The sequence below is a fragment of the Actinopolymorpha cephalotaxi genome (genome assembly GCF_013408535.1).
GTDB classification, from domain to species: domain Bacteria; phylum Actinomycetota; class Actinomycetes; order Propionibacteriales; family Actinopolymorphaceae; genus Actinopolymorpha; species Actinopolymorpha cephalotaxi.
In genome coordinates, this window is sequence record NZ_JACBZA010000001.1 from 3,965,365 (window position 1) to 3,983,197 (window position 17,833).

Sequence of the window (17,833 nt, forward strand, 5' to 3'; positions counted from 1 at the left end):
TCGGTGCCGCCCCGATCAGTGTCGGACGTTGTTCGGTTCTGTACGACAGGAACCTGGCTACAGGTCCGGCCGCTGCACCACCCGGAGGGCGTTGACGATCGGCGGCCGATACGAGCGCCGGGCGTGGAAGTGCACCTGCAACGTGCCGCCCCGCGGAAGGTCGACCACGAAGCTGTGACTGTCGGCGCGCCGGCCGCCGACCCTGGCCGCGATGTCGTACTCGAACAGCACCAGCTCACCGTCGACGTCCACGTCGAACATCCGCGTGTTCGGCCGCGGCGACCGGCCGAGCTCGGCGAAGTCCAGCGTCACCTGGTACTTCCCGGCCGGTAGATCGTCGAAGCGGTAGTCGGTCATCCCCTGGCGGTAGTTCCGGTACATCGGGTCGTCCCCGGTGCCCGCGATGTCCACCCGATGACTGGTCCGGTGCACCGTCGACGCACCGATCCAGCCGAACCCGCCGGGGGTGTAGGGCTGATCAGCCACCCACGGCAGGCCCCGGGTGTCGCTGTAGGCACCATCGGCGGCATTGACGCCCTTCCAGTAGCCCGGCACCACCACCTGCACCGGCACCGGCACGAGCCGCTGCCGGCCGCTGTTGGTGTCGAGCATGAGCGTTGCCCGGTAGACCCCCGGCGCCAGGCCCGTGGTGTCCACCGTGACGGTGACGTCCTGGGACTCACCGACCGCGATCGTGCCGCCGGCCGGGGTCTCGGACAGCCACGGCACGTCGGTGGCCTCCGGAACCCCGGTCTCGAGCAGGTACGCAGTGTTGGACGTCTGCGAGGTGACCCACAGATTGCCCTCCGCGTCGAGGTCGGCACCAGCGCCGTTGAACTCGCCCCTCTCGGGGAATCCGAGCGTGGTGATGACACCGCAGTCGTCCGGGTCGACCTCGTAGATGTCGTCGGTGGGCGAGTTCGTGGTCACCCACAACACCTCGGCCGTGGAGTTCCACGCCAGGCCGGCGATCCCCGAGTCGGGCAGGGAACAGCGACCGAGCAGCCGGCCCGGCCTGGAGTCGGACTCACCGGCGACGTGATAGATGACGTTCTCGTTCCATCCACCGATGTAGAAGCTGTCGTCGTCGGCCCGGTAGGCCAACCCACGCTGGGGGATGTCACCCCACGGTGAACCGGTGAGTGAGTGGTCCACCTCACCGGAGGCCCGGTCCCAGCAGTGGATGCCGTTGTCGCCGCCGACGTCTGCCTGGCACATCCGGCCCCGCCGCGAGTCGTAGGCCATGTCGGCGTTCCAGTCACCTGCCCAGGGGGCCGGCAGGGTCCTGACCGGCGTACCGGCGGTGGTGAACTCGTGGTTGGTGATGTGCGCCGGGTCCGAGATCCACACGTCACCGTCGTAGCCCACGCCCCAGGGGAGGTCGACGTCCCGGACCGGCCAGGACGCGAGCACGTCACCGGCGGCGCTGGGCCGGGCCCGTTTCCGCTCGGCCCTGGTGTAGCGGCCGATCGCCGTCCTGGCCGCGGCGTTCCTGTCGCTCGCGCTCACCTTGGCCCTGGCGGCCTTCGCCGGCCTCGCGGCCGAGCGCCCGCCACTGCCCTCCAGCGCCGCCCACTCAAGCGGCGCCGAACCGGTGTTGGTGATCGTGAAGGTGGCGTGCTGCGACACGCCTTCGGGCAACACCCACGACAGGTCCGGAGACTCCACCTCCGCGCGCGCGGAGGCGAGGGAGAAGTTCCTGGTCTCGGTCGCGCCGTCGCTGATCGAGACGGTGTCCTCGGCGGACTCGTAGTTCTCCGCGGTCGCCCGCAGGGTGTACTCGCCCGCGAAGAGCTGGCCGAAGTACACGCCGTCGGGATCGGTGGTGAGCTGCTTGACGACGGTGCCGGCCCGCAGCACGTCGACCGTCGCGTTCGCGATCGGGTTGCCGTCGTTCCTGTCGGTCACCGTCCCGGTGACCGTCCCCGCCGGCGGCAGGACGAACCGCACCGCCTGGGTGTCGGACAGCACCGGCCGGTCGAAGCTGTACTGGAACGCGTCGGTGCCGTCGGCGTTCTCGATCCCGGTGGTCGCGGAGTTTCCGCGTTCCTGCGCGTCGGTGGGGTCGATGTTGCGCCAGGCCAACTCGATGTCGCCGTTCTCGTGCAGGACGATCTCCGCGTCGATCCGCAGGTCCGTGAGCCAGAAGTTGGCGTTGCGCCATTCGATGACGAACGACCGGTTCGGCGCCGTTCCGCTGACCCCGGTGTAGACACCGGACAGGTCGTCGAGAGTGAGGTCGTCCCAGAACGCGTAGATCGCCGCGTTCGGCTGGTCCGGGTTGGGGACGGCGACGTTGGCGTAGTTGTTGACGGGATCGGTGAAGTTGACGAAGCCGTTGACCGTCACGTTCACCTGCTGGTAGGCGGTTCCGTACAGCAGCGCCCGGAAGGGCAGGTCGATCGTGGTGTACCCCTCGTCGCCGGTCAGCCCGATGTCGGTGTCGCCCTCGACGTAGTCCGCGGGCTCCACCTCGCACCGGTAGCCGAAGCTGTCCGTCCGGCCCTCCAGTTCGAAGTCGACCACCTTGTCGGAGTCGAGCACCACGTCCTTGGACTGTTCGGCCAGACAGCCGTTGGGGGACACGGTCACGGTGTAGGAGTCCGCCGGCACCGCGTCGAAGGCGAAGCGCCCCCGGGCGTCGGTGGTGACCGCGGGCAACGGCGTGCCGTCCACGGCGACGAGCGCGCCGGTCACCGGCCGGCCACGGTCGTCGGTGACCGTGCCGGACAAGGAGTGCGGCGAACCTTCGATGAGCGCGAAGTTCCGCGTGGTCGTCTCGTTCCGGCTCACGGTCACCGGCGCGCTCCGGCCGACGTAGCCGAACGCGTGTGCCGAGACGGTGTAGTCCCCCACCGAGAGGGTCAGCTGGTAGTTGCCGTCCTGGTCGGTGGTGACCGTCCGGCTCAGTGGGCCCTCGACCTGGATCGTGGCGCCGGCGATCGGCGTACCGTCGCCGGCGGAGGTGACCGTACCGCGCAGCACACCGGTGTCGCCGCGCGGCGCGGCGGTGACCGCGGCCAGGGCGTCGACCTTCCCCTCGCCCCACACGTTGTTGTTCCCGGGCGTCCCGCCACAGCTCTCGTCGTCGACGTCGGTGGCGGACTCGTTCAGCACCGCCCGGGTGGCAGCCACGTCACCGACCAGTGCGGGTGCCGCCGACAGCACCAGTGCTGCCGTTCCCGCGACGTGCGGGGCCGCCATCGAGGTGCCGCTGAGGTTCTCGTAGGAGTTCGTCGGGTACGAGGACCGGATGCCCTCCCCCGGCGCCGCGAGGTTCGGCCGGATCGCGTCGCCGGCGGGTCCACGGCTGGAGAAGACCGAGATGGCGCCCGCCTGGTTGAACGATCCGACCCCGTAGGCGTACGGAGAGTCCGCCGGGGAACCGGTGGTGTCGCACTCCGGTCCCGCGTTGCCGTTGGCGAACGTGGAGAAGATTCCGGACGCTGTCCACGCCTGCAGGACCTCGTCGTACCCCGGGTCGATCTCGGGACCGTTGTCGGTGCTCCAGGAGTTGTTCACGACGTTCGGGCGCAGCTCCGGACGCGGGTCCTGGCCGTCGAGGTCGGTGGGAGCGAGCATCCACTGGCCGGAGGCGATCAGGGCGAAGTCGGAGCAGTAGTCGCTCTCGCACCCCTTGGCGGTGATCCAGGTGGCACCCGGCGCGACACCGATCTGGTTGCCGGCGCCGTCGTCGCCGACCATGGTGCCCATCACGTGGGTCCCGTGGCCCACGTTGTCGCACGGAGCGGACGGGGTTCCGCAGATGTTCGACGGGTCGTACCAGTTGTAGTTGTGGTCGAACCTGCCGTTGCCGAGGTTGCCGCGGTACTGGTTCACCAGCGCCGGGTGGTCGTACTGCACACCGCTGTCGATGCTCGCGACCGTGATCCCCTCACCACGGTCCCCGAAGTCGCGCCACACCCGGTCGGCGTGAATGGCGGCGATGTTCCACTCCGAGGTGGAGATCCGGCCGCGGGCCGGGCGCTTCTTCGCCGGCGCCGGCACCTTGAACGCCCGCGTTCCGGCGATCCGCCTCACCTCCGGCAGCGCCGCCAGCTTCCGGGTCAGCTCCGGCGTGGCTCCCCGCACCATGATGCGGTTAGTCGCCCAGAACGCCGTGTAGTCCGCGTGCGCGGACCGCAGAGTCGCCCTGGCGTGCGCCTGGCTCCGGTTCGCCGTTGCCTTCAGCGCCCTGACCACCGCGGCACCGCGGGCGTTCCAGTCCTTGATCCTCGCCGCGCCGTCGAGGTCGGCACGCTGGCCGAACACCACCCAGACATCGGCCGAGCCCTTGGACTTCAGCCGATCCTGCACCGACTTGACGATCGGCGCCGAACCGTCTGAGCCACCGGTGGCACCCGAGCTGCCTGGGCCACCCGGGCCGGGCTTCGCCGGCTGACCCGCGACCGCCGCCGCCGTCGAGGGGGCCAGTAGTCCCGCAACGACGGCCAGCGTCGCGCCGGCGACCAGCACCAGCGAGCGCCGCCGCCCTCTACTCCCACCCGTGAACACTCAGCCCTCCAGGGGATCCGGACCAACGACCCGAAACGAGCCGGTCGGAACGAACCCGTTCCCTCAGGGAGCGAACACGCAAACCTCCGCAGCGGTACACGGTGCCGAGAAAGGGGGCAGAACGGGCAGTGACAAGCTGTGGTTGACGACCGGCGCGCACTCACCCACGACCAGGGGCGGCCCGGTAACGAAACCCGGAGCCGCCCCCGCCTTCTGTCAGGCAGTTTTCAGTTGTGCCGTGCAGGTCGACGGATCGTCGGCCTACAGGTCGGGCCGCTGGACCACGCGCAGCGCGTTGATCACCGGCGGCTTGTACGAACGCCGCGGGTGGAACGTCACCTGCAGCGTTCCGCCGTCGGGCACGTCCACCACGATCGAGTGGCTGTCGGCCCGGCGGCCGCCCACCTCGTCGGCGATGTCGTAGCCCACCAGCGCCCACTGGCCGTCGACGTCCACGTCGAACATCCGCCAGTCCACCCGCGGCGAGCGGGTGAGTTCGGCGAAGTCCATCGTGACCTCGTACTTGCCGGCCGGCAGCCGGTCGAACCGATAGGCCTCCATCCCCTGCCGCTGGTCGCGGTAGAGCGGGTCGTCATCGGTTCCCCGGATGTCCACCTGTGGGCCGACGGCGTTCACCGTCGACGTACCGACCCAGCCGAACCGGCCGGAGCGATACTGCTGGTCGGCCACCCACGGCAGGCCCTGGGTGTCGGTGTAGGCGGCGCCACCCGCGTTCACGCCCTTCCAGTAGCCCGACACCACCACCTGCACCGGCAGCTGCACGATCCGCTGCCGTCCGCTGTTGGTGTCCAGGATGACGTTCGCCCGGTAGACACCCGGCTCCAGTCCGGTGGTGTCGACGGTGACGGTGACGTCCTGCTCGCCGCCGACCGGGATGGTGCCCTTCGACGGCTCCTCCGACAGCCACGCCACGTCGGAGGCCTGCGGCACCCCGGTCTCGACCAGGAACGCCTTGTTGGACGCCTGCGAGGTGACCCACAGGTTTCCGGCGAAGTCGAGCTCGGCGCCGGCGCCGACGAACCCGTCACCGTCGGGGAACCCGAGCGTGGTGACGATGCTGCAGTCGTTCGGGTCGACCTCGAGGATGTCGTCGGTGGGCGAGTTGGTGGTCACCCACAACACCCCGGCGGTGGAGTTCCACGCCAGGCCGGCCATCGAGCTGTCCGGCAGGGCGCACTGGTCGAGCACCTCGCCCGGGTTGGCCGACGACGCCCCGGCGACGTGGTAGAGGACGTCCTCGTTCCATCCGCCGATGTAGAAGCTGTCGTCGTCGGCCCGGTAGGCCAACCCACGCTGGGAGATGCCACTCCACGGCGAACCGGTGAGTGAGTACTCCACCTCACCGGAGGCCCGGTCCCAGCAGTAGATGCCGTTGTCGCCACCGACGTCGACCTGGCACATCCGGCCCCGCCGGGTGTCGTAGGCCATGTCGCCGTTCCACTCGCCGGCCCAGTCGGCGGTGAGCGTCTTGACGGGGTCACCGGCGGTGGTGAACTCGTTGTTGGTCTTGTTCGGCGGGTCGGAGATCCAGACGTCACCGTCGAATCCCACGCCCCAGGCGACGTCCGCGCCCTGGACTGGCCACGACGCGAGCACGTCGCCCGCGGCGGTGGGCCGGGCCCGTTCACGCTCGGCCTTGGTGTAGCGCCCGACCGCGGTCCTCGCGTTGGCGTTCCTGTCCGCAGCGCTCAGCTTCGCCTTGCCCTTGGCGACCTTCGCCGCCTTGGCCGCCGTCCGCTGGCCGCCGCTCTCCAGCGCCTCCCACGCAAGCGGAGCCGAACCGGTGTTGGAGATGGTGAAGGTGGCCTGCTGCGTGACCCCCTCGGGCAGGACCCACGAAAGGTCGGGTGAGTCGACCTCGGCCCGGGCCGTTCGCAGGACGAATTCCGTCTTCACGGTCCGGCCCTCGGCGACCGACACCTGGGCTGTCTGCGAGACGTAGTTGGTGGCACTCACCCGCAGGGTGTAGTCACCGACCCAGACCTGGCCGAAGTACGTCCCGTCGGCGTCGGTCTTCAGCCGACGTACGACGGTGTCTCCGTCCAGGACCTCGACGGTCGCGTTCGCGACCGGGTTGCCGTCGTTCCTGTCGGTCACCTTGCCGGTGACGAATCCGTTCGGCGGCAGGGTGTACCGCACGGACTTGCCGTTCGCCAGCACAGGTGAGTTGTAGCTGTACTGCAGCCCGTCGGTGCCGTCGGCGTCCTCGATGCCGGTCGTCGCCGACGCGCCCCGCTCCAGCGGGTCGTTCTCGTCGATGTTGCGCCAGTTGAGGACGATCTCGCCGTTCTCGTGCAGGACGATCTCGGCGTCCACCCGGGCCCCGGTGTCGCTGCCGTAGATGAGCGCGTTGCGCCACTCCACGACGAAGGTACGGTTCGGCGCCGAGCCGGAGGTGCCCGTGTACAGACCCGCCTCGTCGTCGAGCACCAGGTCGTCCCAGAACGCGTAGATCGCCGCGTTCGGCTCGGCCCGGTTGGGGATCTGGGTGTTCTCCAGAGAGTCACTCGGCGAGGTGAAGGTCAGGTGACCGTTCGTCGAGGCGTAGGCCTCGGTGTAGCCCGCGCCGTAGAGCACGCCGCGGAACGGCAGCTCGATCGGGATGGAGGCGTCGTCGTCGACCAGCCCGACGTTGGTGTCGCCCTCGATGTAGTCGGCGGACTCGACCACGCACCGGTAGCCGTAGTCGTCGGTCCGGTCGGCCAACCGGAAGTCGACCACCTTGTCCCCGTCGACCGTGACGTCCTCGGACTCCTTCGCCATACAGCCCGAACCCGCGACCGTGACCGTGTAGCTGCCTTCCGGCACCGCGTCGAAGGAGTAGCGCCCCTGCTCGTCGGTGGTGGCCGGCGGCAACGGCGTGCCCTCCACGGTGACCTCGACGCCCACGACCGGCTGGCCGCGCGCGTCCGTCACCGTGCCGCTGAGCGAGTGCGACGGCGCGGCGACGAGGGCGAAGTCCTTCGTGGTCGTGTCGTCCTTGCCGACCGTCACCTGCGCGGTCTGGTCGACGTAGCCGAACGCGTGCACCGAGACGGTGTAGTCACCGACCGACAGGGTGAGCCGGTAGGTGCCGTCCTCGCCGGTGGTGGTCGTCCGCGACAGCGGCCCCTCCACCTTCACGGTGGCACCGGCGATCGGCGCTCCGCCGTCGGCGGCGGTGACGGTGCCGGTGAGCACTCCGGTGTCGCCGCGCGGTGCGGCGTCGACCGCGGCCAGGGCGTCGACCTTGCCCTCGCCCCAGACGTTGTTGTTCCCGGCCGTGCCGCCACAGGTCTGGTCGTCGACGTCGACCGCGGTTTCGTTCAGCAGCGCGCGGGTGGCGTCGATGTCGCCGGCGAGTGCCGGTGCGGCCGACCAGAGCAGGGCGACGGTCCCGGCCACGTGCGGCGCCGCCATCGACGTACCACTGTAGTAGTCGTAGCCGTTGCCGGGGACCGACGACCGGACGTTCTCACCGGGCGCGGACACGTTGGGGCGGATCTCTCCGTTCGCGCCCGGGCCGCGGCTGGAGAAGTCGGCGATCTGGCCGGCCTCGTTGAACGCGCCGACCCCGAAGGCGTACGGCGAGTCCGCCGGCGAGCCGGTGGTGTCACAGCCGGGTCCGTCGTTGCCGTTGGAGAACACCGCGAACTGGCCGCCCGCGGTCCACGCCTGGACGATCTCGTCGAACCACGGGTCCACGCCGGATCCGTTCGACCCGCCCCAGGAGTTGTTCACGACGTTGGGGCGCAGGTCCGGACGCGGGTTCGCACCGGACAGGTCCGTGGGCGCGAGCGTCCACTGACCCGCGCCGAGCAACGAGGTGTCGGAGCAGGAGTCGCTCTCGCACCCCTTGGCGGCGATCCAGTTCGCACCGGGCGCGACGCCGACCTCGTTGCCGTTGCCGTCGTCGCCGACCATCGTGCCCATCGTGTGGGTGCCGTGACCGACGTTGTCGCACGGCGCGGTCGACGGGCTGCCGCACACGTTGGCCGGGTCGAACCAGTTGTAGTTGTGGTCGAAGGTGCCGTCTCCCCGGTTGCCGCGGTACTTCCCGACCAGCGCCGGGTGGTCGTACTGCACACCGGTGTCGACGTTGGCGACCGTGATGCCCTCACCACGTACGCCGTAGTCGCTCCACACCCTGTCGGCCTTGATCGCCGCCACACCCCACTCGACGGCGTCCACCTTCTTGCCGTTCACCTTCTTGGCCGGCGGCAGCTTCCAGGTCCGGGGTTCGGTGATCTTCTGTACGCCGGGCAGCGCGGCGAGGGTGCGGGTCAGGCTCGACGTCGCACCGCGCACCAGGATCCGGTTGGCGGCCCAGTAGGCCGTGTAGTCGGCGCGCCTGGCCTTCAGCGTGCTCTTCGCCCGCGCCTGGCTCTTCGTCGCCGTTGCCTGCAACGCCTTCACGACCGCGGCGCCACGGGCGTCCCAGTCCTTGACCTTGGCGGCCTGCTTCAGGTCCGCGCGCTGGGAGAAGACCAGCCACACGTCCGCCGAGCCCTTGGCCGCAAGCGTGCTCTGGACCGCCTTGCTGATCGGCGCGGGTTTCGCCGCCTTCGCCGTGGGTGGCTGTCCGGCCACCGCGGCGGCCGGCGCCAACAGCCCGGCCAGTACGGCGAGTACGGCACCGGTGGCGAACACCAGCGACCGTCGCGCGGCCGAGCGACGGCCCGGCGGGCGGCTCACCGGATGAGGTGAGCCTGCTCGATCCCTACGTCTGAACACGTACCCCTCCTTGGTGGGGACTCGGGAGCGTCCGGCCCGAAAGTGGGACGGGTCAGGGAGGACATGGCGGACGGGGTTGACCGCCATGGGCACCTGCGTTCCTGCGCAGAGAACTCGGGAACGGTCGGGCGGGACAGGGCGCGTTGGGGTCGCTCGGGGGGCATTTCCGGGTCGCCGACCAGTTCCCGGCCGTTTCCGGCCGGGACCGCGTGATACCGCGTACTCACGTTCCGCGCCGTACGGCAGGCCGGGGAGTCACTGACCGCGTTCCCTCCCTTACGCAGGCAGACCCGTACATGCCAGACTTCTGCGGACGGGGGTGTGATCCGAAGATTCTTCGGCTGCGCCTGCCGGTCGGTGGCACCCGACACCCGGGGGGGTGCAGCAACGTGCAGAACCTCTTTCTCGACGCCTCGGACCCGACCGGTCAGGCGACCGGACCGGTCGACGTGAGCTACGTCGGTGACGTGCGCGACCCGAGTGACCTGAGCGACCTGAGTGGTACGGACGGTGGCGGGCGCCCACCCGCGTCGGCGTCACCGGACCACGCGATCTCCGAGCAGGCGCGGGCCGCCTCGGCGCCGGGCACCGGCCTCGTCCTGTGCGTCGGCCTCGACCCCGACCAGTGGTCGTCGATCATCCGCAGCGTGGACGCCGGCACCGCAGTCCTGGTCGTCGCCGACACCGAGAGCGCGCTGCGGGTGCTCGCATCGGGCGGCGTGCTCCCCGAACAGTTTTCGGGCCGCCGGCCATCCGACGGACTTGCCGAACACGACAGGCACGGCAGGCACGACAGGCACGGCGACCACGGCGAGCACCCCGCCCGGCGACCGTTCACCTTCGGAGCCGCGCGCGGCCGGGGGTTACCACCGGAAACGGGCGGCGAGCCGGGATCGAAGGCTCAGCCAGTGGTCGAGTTCGGCCCGCTGCGGCTGGACCACGACGTCCGCGAGGCGTTCTGGCACACCCGGCCGATCGAGCTGTCGGCCCGGCAGTTCGACCTGCTCGCCACCCTGGCCGGGGCCGGCAACCGCGTCTGGACGTTCGCCGAACTCACCGAGACGGTGTGGCGGCGCCCCTACGTCGGGGACGTCGACGCGGTCGCCTCCGCGGTGAAACGGCTGCGCAGGCGACTGCAGGACGTCACCTCGGAGCTGGCCGTCGCGTCGGTCCGGGGTGTGGGCTACCGGATCGCGCTGGTGCCGACCACGCTCCCGGTGCGGTCGGACGTTCCGGCGCGGGCTTGGTAGGTTCTCGCAGGTGACCCTCGTCCTCCCCGACTCCCAGATCAGCCGCGTACTCGTCATCACGGCCCACCCCGATGACGTCGACTTCGGCGCGGCCGGCACGATCGCCCGTTTCACCGCCGCCGGGCTGGAGGTCGTCTACTGCATCTGCACCGACGGCCAGGCCGGCGGGTTCGAGGACGACGTGCCGCGTTCGGAGATCCCTTCGATCCGGCGAGCCGAGCAGGTCGAGGCCGCCCGGCGCGTCGGCGTGCACGACGTACGGTTCCTGGGTCTGGTCGACGGCGAACTCGAGGTGAACGCCGACCTCGTTCGCGCGCTCACCCGGGTCATTCGCGAGGTACGCCCGGACCGCGTACTCACCCAGAGCCCCGAACGCGACTGGTCGTTCATCGCCCGTAGCCACCCCGACCACCTGGCGGCCGGCGAGGCGGCGGTGCGCGCGGTCTACCCCGCGGCCCGCAACCCCTACGCCTTCCCCGAGCTCGCCGAGGAGGGTCTGGCGGACTGGACGGTCCGGGAGGTGTGGCTGTCGGGCCACCCGGCCACCAACCACGTCGTCGACATCACCGAGACGTTCGACCAGAAGATGGCGGCGCTGTACGCCCACCGGAGCCAGCACCCCGAGCCGGACAAGCTCGAGCCGCGGCTGCGGGAGGGGTTCGGCCGGGTTGCCGCCGCGGCGGGACTGCCGCAGGGCCACCTCGCCGAGGGCTACTTCGTGGTGGAGACCGGCTGACGACCGGCGGCGGCCGGCCGACGCGAGGTCGGCGCGGTCACCAGGGCCGGCGCGGTCAGCGCCAGAAGACCGCGACCGCGACGTTGAGCAGTGTCAGCGCGGTGAGCCCGAAGAACAACCCGGCGGCGATCGTCGGCTTCTTGCGGTTGACCCAGGCGAGCACGGTGATCACCAGGACGACGACCAGCTTCACGCCGATCTTCGGGTTGTTGACGTGCTCGCCGAGGCCGCCCTGGATGACGCCGACCAGGAGGATGCCGGTCACCAGCTGGGTCAGCGCTCCGTGCAGGATCGCGGGCAGGATCCGGCGTTCGGGCCCCTTCATCTGCACCAGCAGCCCGCCGAGCAGGCTCGCCAGTCCGACGAAGTGGAGGAACAGGAGCAGATGACGAAGGAACTCCACGGTGGCGGTGCCTGCCTTTCCTGCGCTGACGGCGACGTGCGTGCGCGATACTACAGCAGGTAGTAATAGCGGCCCGTCGGCGCGGGGTCACACCAGGCGGCGGTCGGTCGCCCAGCGGGTCAGCTCGTAGCGGTTCGACAACTGCAGCTTGCGCAGCACCGAGGACACGTGGGTCTCCACCGTCTTCACCGAGATGAAGAGCTCCTTCGCCACTTCCTTGTACGCATAGCCGCGGGCGATCAGCCGGAGCACCTCGCGCTCCCGCTGGGTCAGCCGGTCGAGCTCCTCGTCGATGCTGCCGGGGTCGACGGCGCCGGCGAACGCGTCCAGCACGAAGCCCGCCAGCCGCGGCGAGAAGACCGCGTCCCCGTCGGCGATCCGGCGTACCCCGTCGACGATCTCCTCGCCGGTGATCGTCTTGGTGACGTAGCCACGCGCGCCGGCCCGGATCACCCCGATGACGTCCTCGGGGGCGTCGGACACGCTCAGCGCGAGGAAGCGCACGTCCGGCTCGGTGGCCAGCACCCGGCGGGCCACCTCGGCGCCACCGCCGCCGGGAAGGTGCACGTCGAGGAGGACGACCTCGGGCTTGGTCTCGAGGATCACCTTGACCGCCTGGTCGACGTCACCGGCCTCCCCCACGATGTCCACGGCGGCACCGATCTCGGTGCGTACGCCGGTACGGAACATCGCGTGGTCGTCGACCAGGACGATACGGCGCCTGCTGTCGGGGCTCGTGCTCACGGTTCTTCCTCTCACCTCGACCGGTCTGGTCGATTCGGGCTCTCGGGGCGGGCTGTCGGGCGGGCTCTTTCTCAGGTACGGACCCGGCCGCGGGCGCGTCCCTCACCGGGGGACGGACCGTGGACGTCGCGGTCGTCCACGACGAGGCGCACCTCGGTGCCCTCGCCCGGGCCGCTGCGCACCTGCGCCCGGCCGCCGTGGCGTTCCATGCGTTCGTAGATGCTCCGGCGGACACCGAGCCGGTCCTCGCCCACCCGGTCGGGGTCGAACCCCACCCCGCGGTCGCGGACGTAGACCTCCACGCGGTCGTCCTCCACCTCGGCGTAGACGTCGATCCTAGGTGCGCCGGAGTGCTTGGCGGCGTTCACCATCGCCTCCCCCGCGGCGCGGACGACCGCGGTGAGCGCCGGGTCGAGGGGCGCGTCGCCCACCATCACCACCTCGACCGGGACGCCGTGGTTGTCCTCCACCTCCGCCGCGGCCCGCCGCAACTCGCTGCGCAGGGTGGCGTCGGCGTCCTCCTGGTCGCCGTACAGCCACTGGCGCAGGTCGCGTTCCTGGGACCGCGCGAGCCGGACCACGGCCCGCTGGTCGTGCGCCTGCTTCTGGATCAGTGCGAGCGTCTGGAGCACCGAGTCGTGCAGGTGCGCGGCCATGTCGGCGCGTTCCTGTGAACGGATCCGTTCCCGGCGTTCCTCGGACAGGTCGCCGACCATCCGCCACATCCACGGACCGGCGATGAGGACGAGCCCGATCACGGCGCCGAGGAGGACCGGGAGCCCGGCGTTGACGGCGTCCATCCCGGCGGCGGAGGACACACCCCAGGTCAGCGCCACCACGACGAGGAGGAGACCCACGCCGGTACGCAGCACGGTGACCCAGCCGCCGGTCATGAACAACGGCCACAGCCAGCGCAGCTTCGTCGGCGCCGAGGAGGTCCAGCGCACCCGCTGCGACTCGTCCGCCTGCCGCCACAGCAACGCAAGGCCGCCGCCGCCGACCAGCAGCGGCCAGAACACCTTCGTGGAGACCCCGCCCAGGTGCGGGAAGAGCGCGATCACGCCGATCGCCAGCACGGCGATCGAGACCAGTTGCCCGGCGTCCTGCACGCGGTGGCGGCGTGGTCCCTCGGTGCGCTTGCCCTGCCGGGTGGCCGCCTCGACCCCGGCCGGCTGCTCACCCGTGCGTACGGCGGTGTCCTGGGGAAGGACCACCCACAGCGCGGCGTACAGGAGGAGGCCGAAGCCACCCATCATGGCCAGCCCGATGAAGCCCAGTCGTACGTGGATGGGCAGCAGCCCCAGATGGTCGGCCAGCCCGCCGGCGACCCCGCCCATGACCTTTCCGTCGGTACGCCGCACACAGCGAGGTGGCGCGTCGGGCACGCCCGCCATGGTGGGGGTACCGAGCGTTCCGGCACTCGGGTCGGTGAAGATGGGGTCCTCCTCGGGCAGTCCTCCCGACGATGGTCACACGAGTCGGGCCCGCGGAGCCACCGGGACGCCCCCTGTCGGCTCCGGAGGTCCGAGGGGGCAAGCCCAGGGACATCCCGGATGCGGCTGCGACGGTCACGGCGAAGGATCTAAGGATGGCTGACACGACTCCGCCCGCGGAAGGCGGAGACCCCGCGCCCGGTGACGGCGTTGCCGGCGCGTCCGGCGCGGCCGGCGCTTCCGGCGGGGCCGGAGCATCCGGTCAGCGTGGTGGGCCCACCGAGCCGGGCGAATCGGGAACGGCGGGCGCATCGGACGCTTCGTACGCCTCGGACGCCTCGGGCGGGTCCGGCATTTCCGGCGGGACGGCGCCGAACGACGAGGGCGGCGGCCAGGATCGCGACGAGAGCGAGTCGCTCGGACGTGACGACCGGGACGCGCGGCGCACCGACGGCATGGTGCGCGACCTGCGCCGGCTGCACCGCAGCGACGAGGGCCGCGTGGTCGGCGGCGTGTGCGCCGGGCTCGGGCGCGAACTCCAGGTCGACCCGGTGCTGCTGCGGGTGGTGCTCGCGGTGCTGGCGCCGTTCGGTGGGGTCGGCCTGCTGCTGTACGCCGCGGGCTGGGTGCTGATCCCCCGGGTGGGCGAGGAACGCTCGATCCTGGAGCAGCAGCTCGGCCGGCGCCGCGACGGCAAGCCCGACGGTCCGGTGTTCGTGGCCGGTCTGGTCGTGATCGGCCTGGTCGTGGTGAGCATTCCCTGGTGGGGGCTCCCCTGGCACGTACCCGCGCTGCTGGTGCTCAGCGTGCTCGGGCTGGTCGCGCTGCTGCGCCGGCAGTCCGACCGCGCCCAGGCCCCCGACGCCACCGCTGAGGCCGCCGCACCGGGCACGGCAGCGCCGCCGAGCGGACCCGTCCCGCCGGGTGGCGGCGTACCTGCCGACGCGACCGCGACGGCGACGGCGAGCCTGCCCGTCACGGAGGCTTCTCGTCCCGTGGTGGCCGCGGACGCGCCCACCACGGCGATGACCCGGCCCCTCTCGGAGGTCGCCGACAACCTCGACGCCGCCCACGCCGAGCAGACTGCCGACGCCGCCGACGACTCTGACTCGCACGTCACCCGGCCGCTGGCCACCACGCCATCGCCGTCGGCCGGCGAGCCCGCATCGAAGGCCTCCCCCGGTCACCCGGCGGAGGCACCGGGCCCGCAGGACCACGACCCGCACACCCGTCCGCTCCAGGTCGGCTCGTGGCGGGCCGCGCAGCCGACGCCACCCGGATTCTGGGACCAGCCCGACCCGCTCGGCCTCGGCGGAACGACCGAGGCCGACGGCCGCCCGGGCGGGGGTCCGGCGACCCGGCCGGAGTCCGGCACCCCCGCCGTACCACCCCCTGCTCCCCCGCGGCGGCGGCGCTTCGTCCTGTTCCTCGTGACGATGCTGACCGCGCTGCTGGTCTGCGCGGCACTGGCCGGACTGCAGGAGAACAGCCGGCTGCCCGACGGCGGGTACGCCGTCACCGTCCCGGCCGGCGCGTACGTCGCCGCGATGCTGGCGGTGGTCGGTCTCGGGCTGATCGTCGGCACGTGGTTCGGGCGGTCACGCGGCCTGATCGCGGTCGGTACGGTCCTCGCCGTCGCGCTGGTACCCGTGACCGCTGCCGACTTCGACGACATCGCCACCGCGCACGAACACCGGGTGCGGCCCACTTCGCTGGAACAGGTCCGGCGCAGCTACGACTACCCGACCGGTCAGGTCCGGCTGGACCTGACCCGGTTGCCCCTGCGGGACGGTCAGGAAGTCCACACGAGTGTCGACCTCGGCTCCGGTGAGCTCGTGGTCAGGGTGCCGCCCCGGGTCGACGTACACCTCGACGCGGACGTGGGGCTCGGCAGGCTGAGGGCATTCGACCGGATCCTCGGGGGTGCGGGCAACACCCTGAAGGCGACCGACCTGGGCACCGACGGCAAGGGCGGCGGCGACCTGTGGCTCGAGGTCGATCTCGGAGCGGGAGACCTGAAGGTGAACCGTGGCTGACCCTCGACGGCGCAGTACCAACGTCGTTTCCCTCGTGGCCGGCCTGGTGTGCTGTGGGATCGCACTCAGCTGGCTGCTGGTCTCGGCCGGCAGGATCGGGCTGCGGGACCTCGGCTGGCTGATGCCGATCATCTTCATCGGCGCCGGGCTGTTCGGCGTCCTCCTCTCCATCCGGCGCAGCCGGCGGCAGCGCCGTCCCCAGCGCACGCACTGAGCGCGCGGGCCGACCCCGACGGCGGCCCGGCAGCGCACCCGGAACGAGGTCGGGGTCGGCTCAGGGGGCGGTCGGGACCGTTCCGGATCGTCCCGCCCGCTCCGGTCCGCGAGGGTTGACCCATGAACGAGATCTCGACTCAGAAGAAGTTGGTCCGGACCAAGGACGAGCGGATGATCGCCGGTGTCTGCGGCGGCATCGCGCGCTACGCCGGACTGGACCCGGTCATCATCCGGCTCGCGCTGGCGGCCTCGATCCTGCTCGGCGGCGCGGGCGTCGTGCTCTACATCGCGGCCTGGATCATCGTCCCCGAGGAGGACCCGGCGACGGCGTGACCGCCACACCGGCTACCTGCCGAGCAAGCGGACCACCGGCGGTCCCCACCGCCGGTACCCCACCAGCTTCCCCATCATCCCCGGCGGCTTCCCCAGCAGCACGACGACAACGCGGGCTCTTCGCCGAGGAGCCCGCGTTGTCGCGTTCCGACGTGGTGCCGTCAGCCTCGCCCGGACGGCTCCGCCCAGCCGGACGGGTCCGGCCCCTTGGGCACGACTCCGGTCGGGTTGATCTTGTGGTGGGTGGCGTAGTAGTGCCGCTTGATCTGGTCGAAGTCGACGGTCTCCCCGAAGCCCGGGGTCTGGAACAGGTCGCGGGCGTACGCCCACAGCACCGGCATCTCGGTGAGCTTGTTCCGGTTGCACTTGAAGTGGCCGTGGTAGACGGCGTCGAAACGCACCAGCGTGGTGAACAGTCGTACGTCCGCCTCGGTCAGCCGGTCACCGCACAGGTAACGCTGGCCGCGCAGGCGGTCCTCCAGCCAGTCCAGCCTGGCGAACAGCCGGTCGTACGCCGCCTCGTACGCCTCCTGCGACGTGGCGAAGCCGCACTTGTAGACGCCGTTGTTGACGTCGTGGAAGACCAGGTCGGCCACCTCGTCGATCTCGGCCCGCAGGTCCTGCGGATAGAGGTCGGGCGCGTCCGGCCGGTGGAAGGCCTTCCACTGTGTGGAGAAGTCGAGGGTGATCTGCGGATAGTCGTTGGTCACCACCTGCCCGGAACGCTCGTCGACCAGGCAGGGCACCGTCACCCGGCCCTGGAATCCGGGGTCGGTGGCGTGGTAGGCCTCGGCGAGGAACTCGATGCCGAGCACCGGGTCACGTCCGTCCGGATCGAGGGTGAACCTCCAGCCGCGTTCGTCGCGGATTGGGTCGACGGTCGCCAGCGAGATGGCGTCCTCGAGACCGAGCAGCCGGCGGACGATCACCGACCGGTGCGCCCACGGGCAGGCCTTCGACCACACCAGGCGGTAGCGTCCGGGCTCCGCGGGCAGTCCGGAGGACCCGTCGGCGGTGATCCGCCCGGTGAACCGGTTGGCCTGCCGGACGAACTCACCGCGGGCTCCGGCCTCCCGGCCGAACTGCGCGGCGCCGGCCTGGCTCGAGGTCCCCTGTCCCCCGTCCCGGCTCGTCCCGCTCTGGCTCTGGGTGCTGCTGGCGTCTTCGGGCATGCCCCCAGTGTTCCCCGCGCGGCATCAGCCCGCCATCGCTCCCCCGGCGTCCGACGCCGGGACGCATTCTTCCGCGGAAGAATCGATGCGGAGACTCCCACCGTGGCCCGGCCGCCTGGCGCCGTTCCGAAGCATGAAGACCGCGGGCGGCTCAAGCCACCGCGCGTTTTCACGCTCCGGCCGGCCCCACCGACCGCGCGCGGAAGCGTGAAGACCGCGGGCGGCCCTGACCACCGCGGGTTTTCACGCTCCGGCCGGCTC

General features: G+C 71.2%; 11 protein-coding genes. 5 read left to right on the forward strand and 6 right to left on the reverse strand.

All coding sequences use genetic code 11. From position 1 onward, the window contains the following. Positions 1-57: 57 nt before the first annotated feature. Both FHR37_RS17470 and FHR37_RS17475 read right to left on the reverse strand, forming a co-directional pair. Positions 58-4,317, reverse strand: a complete 4,260-nt coding sequence (locus tag FHR37_RS17470; RefSeq protein WP_139238798.1) for a carboxypeptidase regulatory-like domain-containing protein — start codon at positions 4,315-4,317, stop codon at positions 58-60. A gap of 459 nt (positions 4,318-4,776) precedes the next feature. Then, positions 4,777-9,210, reverse strand: a complete 4,434-nt coding sequence (locus FHR37_RS17475; RefSeq protein WP_175542314.1) for a S8 family serine peptidase — start codon at positions 9,208-9,210, stop codon at positions 4,777-4,779. Positions 9,211-9,638: 428 nt separating this feature from the next. Here FHR37_RS17475 and FHR37_RS17480 point away from each other — a divergent pair, with 428 nt between their 5' ends. Beyond that, positions 9,639-10,499: a winged helix-turn-helix domain-containing protein gene (locus tag FHR37_RS17480; protein ID WP_175542315.1), complete on the forward strand. Its 861-nt coding sequence runs from the start codon at positions 9,639-9,641 to the stop codon at positions 10,497-10,499. 10 nt (positions 10,500-10,509) lie between these two features. Then, the gene (locus FHR37_RS17485) at positions 10,510-11,235 is read left to right on the forward strand and encodes a PIG-L deacetylase family protein (protein WP_092880646.1); all 726 of its coding nucleotides are present in this window, start codon (positions 10,510-10,512) and stop codon (positions 11,233-11,235) included. A gap of 55 nt (positions 11,236-11,290) precedes the next feature. On the opposite strand, the gene FHR37_RS17490 is transcribed toward FHR37_RS17485, so the two are convergent. The 3 genes from FHR37_RS17490 to FHR37_RS17500 all read right to left on the reverse strand — a co-directional run bounded on the left by FHR37_RS17490 (position 11,291) and on the right by FHR37_RS17500 (position 13,776). Beyond that, positions 11,291-11,638 (reverse strand): hypothetical protein, encoded by a 348-nt coding sequence (locus tag FHR37_RS17490; protein WP_092880648.1) that lies wholly within the window; start codon positions 11,636-11,638, stop codon positions 11,291-11,293. Between the two features lie 87 nt (positions 11,639-11,725). After that, complete coding sequence (locus FHR37_RS17495; RefSeq protein ID WP_269086058.1) at positions 11,726-12,382, reverse strand: LuxR C-terminal-related transcriptional regulator; 657 nt, start codon at positions 12,380-12,382, stop codon at positions 11,726-11,728. A gap of 71 nt (positions 12,383-12,453) precedes the next feature. After that, a complete protein-coding gene (locus FHR37_RS17500) occupies positions 12,454-13,776 on the reverse strand; it encodes an ATP-binding protein (RefSeq protein ID WP_092880652.1) in 1,323 nt (440 codons plus the stop codon). 194 nt (positions 13,777-13,970) lie between these two features. On the opposite strand from FHR37_RS17500, the gene FHR37_RS17505 reads away from it, so the two are divergent. The 3 genes from FHR37_RS17505 (at position 13,971) to FHR37_RS17515 (ending at position 16,400) form a co-directional block, all read left to right on the forward strand. After that, positions 13,971-15,851, forward strand: coding sequence for a PspC domain-containing protein (locus FHR37_RS17505; protein WP_092880654.1), 1,881 nt, complete (start codon positions 13,971-13,973; stop codon positions 15,849-15,851). Then, a complete protein-coding gene (locus tag FHR37_RS17510; protein ID WP_139238799.1) occupies positions 15,844-16,065 on the forward strand; it encodes a hypothetical protein in 222 nt (73 codons plus the stop codon). The genes FHR37_RS17505 and FHR37_RS17510 overlap by 8 nt, the downstream gene beginning before the upstream one ends. Before the next feature lie 122 nt (positions 16,066-16,187). Then, a complete protein-coding gene (locus FHR37_RS17515; RefSeq protein ID WP_092880658.1) occupies positions 16,188-16,400 on the forward strand; it encodes a PspC domain-containing protein in 213 nt (70 codons plus the stop codon). Between the two features lie 161 nt (positions 16,401-16,561). On the opposite strand, the gene FHR37_RS17520 is transcribed toward FHR37_RS17515, so the two are convergent. Then, on the reverse strand, positions 16,562-17,572 hold the full coding sequence (locus FHR37_RS17520) for a glutathione S-transferase family protein (RefSeq protein ID WP_092880660.1): 1,011 nt from the start codon (positions 17,570-17,572) through the stop codon (positions 16,562-16,564). Positions 17,573-17,833 lie beyond the last annotated feature (261 nt).

What these genes read in the sequence shown, in the direction of transcription:
- FHR37_RS17520 (WP_092880660.1), bottom strand. Translation starts at nt 17,572, where the DNA reads ATGCCCGAAGACGCCAGCAGCACCCAGAGCCAGAGCGGGACGAGCCGG.
- FHR37_RS17500 (WP_092880652.1), bottom strand. Translation starts at nt 13,776, where the DNA reads ATGGCGGGCGTGCCCGACGCGCCACCTCGCTGTGTGCGGCGTACCGAC.
- FHR37_RS17505 (WP_092880654.1), top strand. Translation starts at nt 13,971, where the DNA reads ATGGCTGACACGACTCCGCCCGCGGAAGGCGGAGACCCCGCGCCCGGT.
- FHR37_RS17515 (WP_092880658.1), top strand. Translation starts at nt 16,188, where the DNA reads ATGAACGAGATCTCGACTCAGAAGAAGTTGGTCCGGACCAAGGACGAG.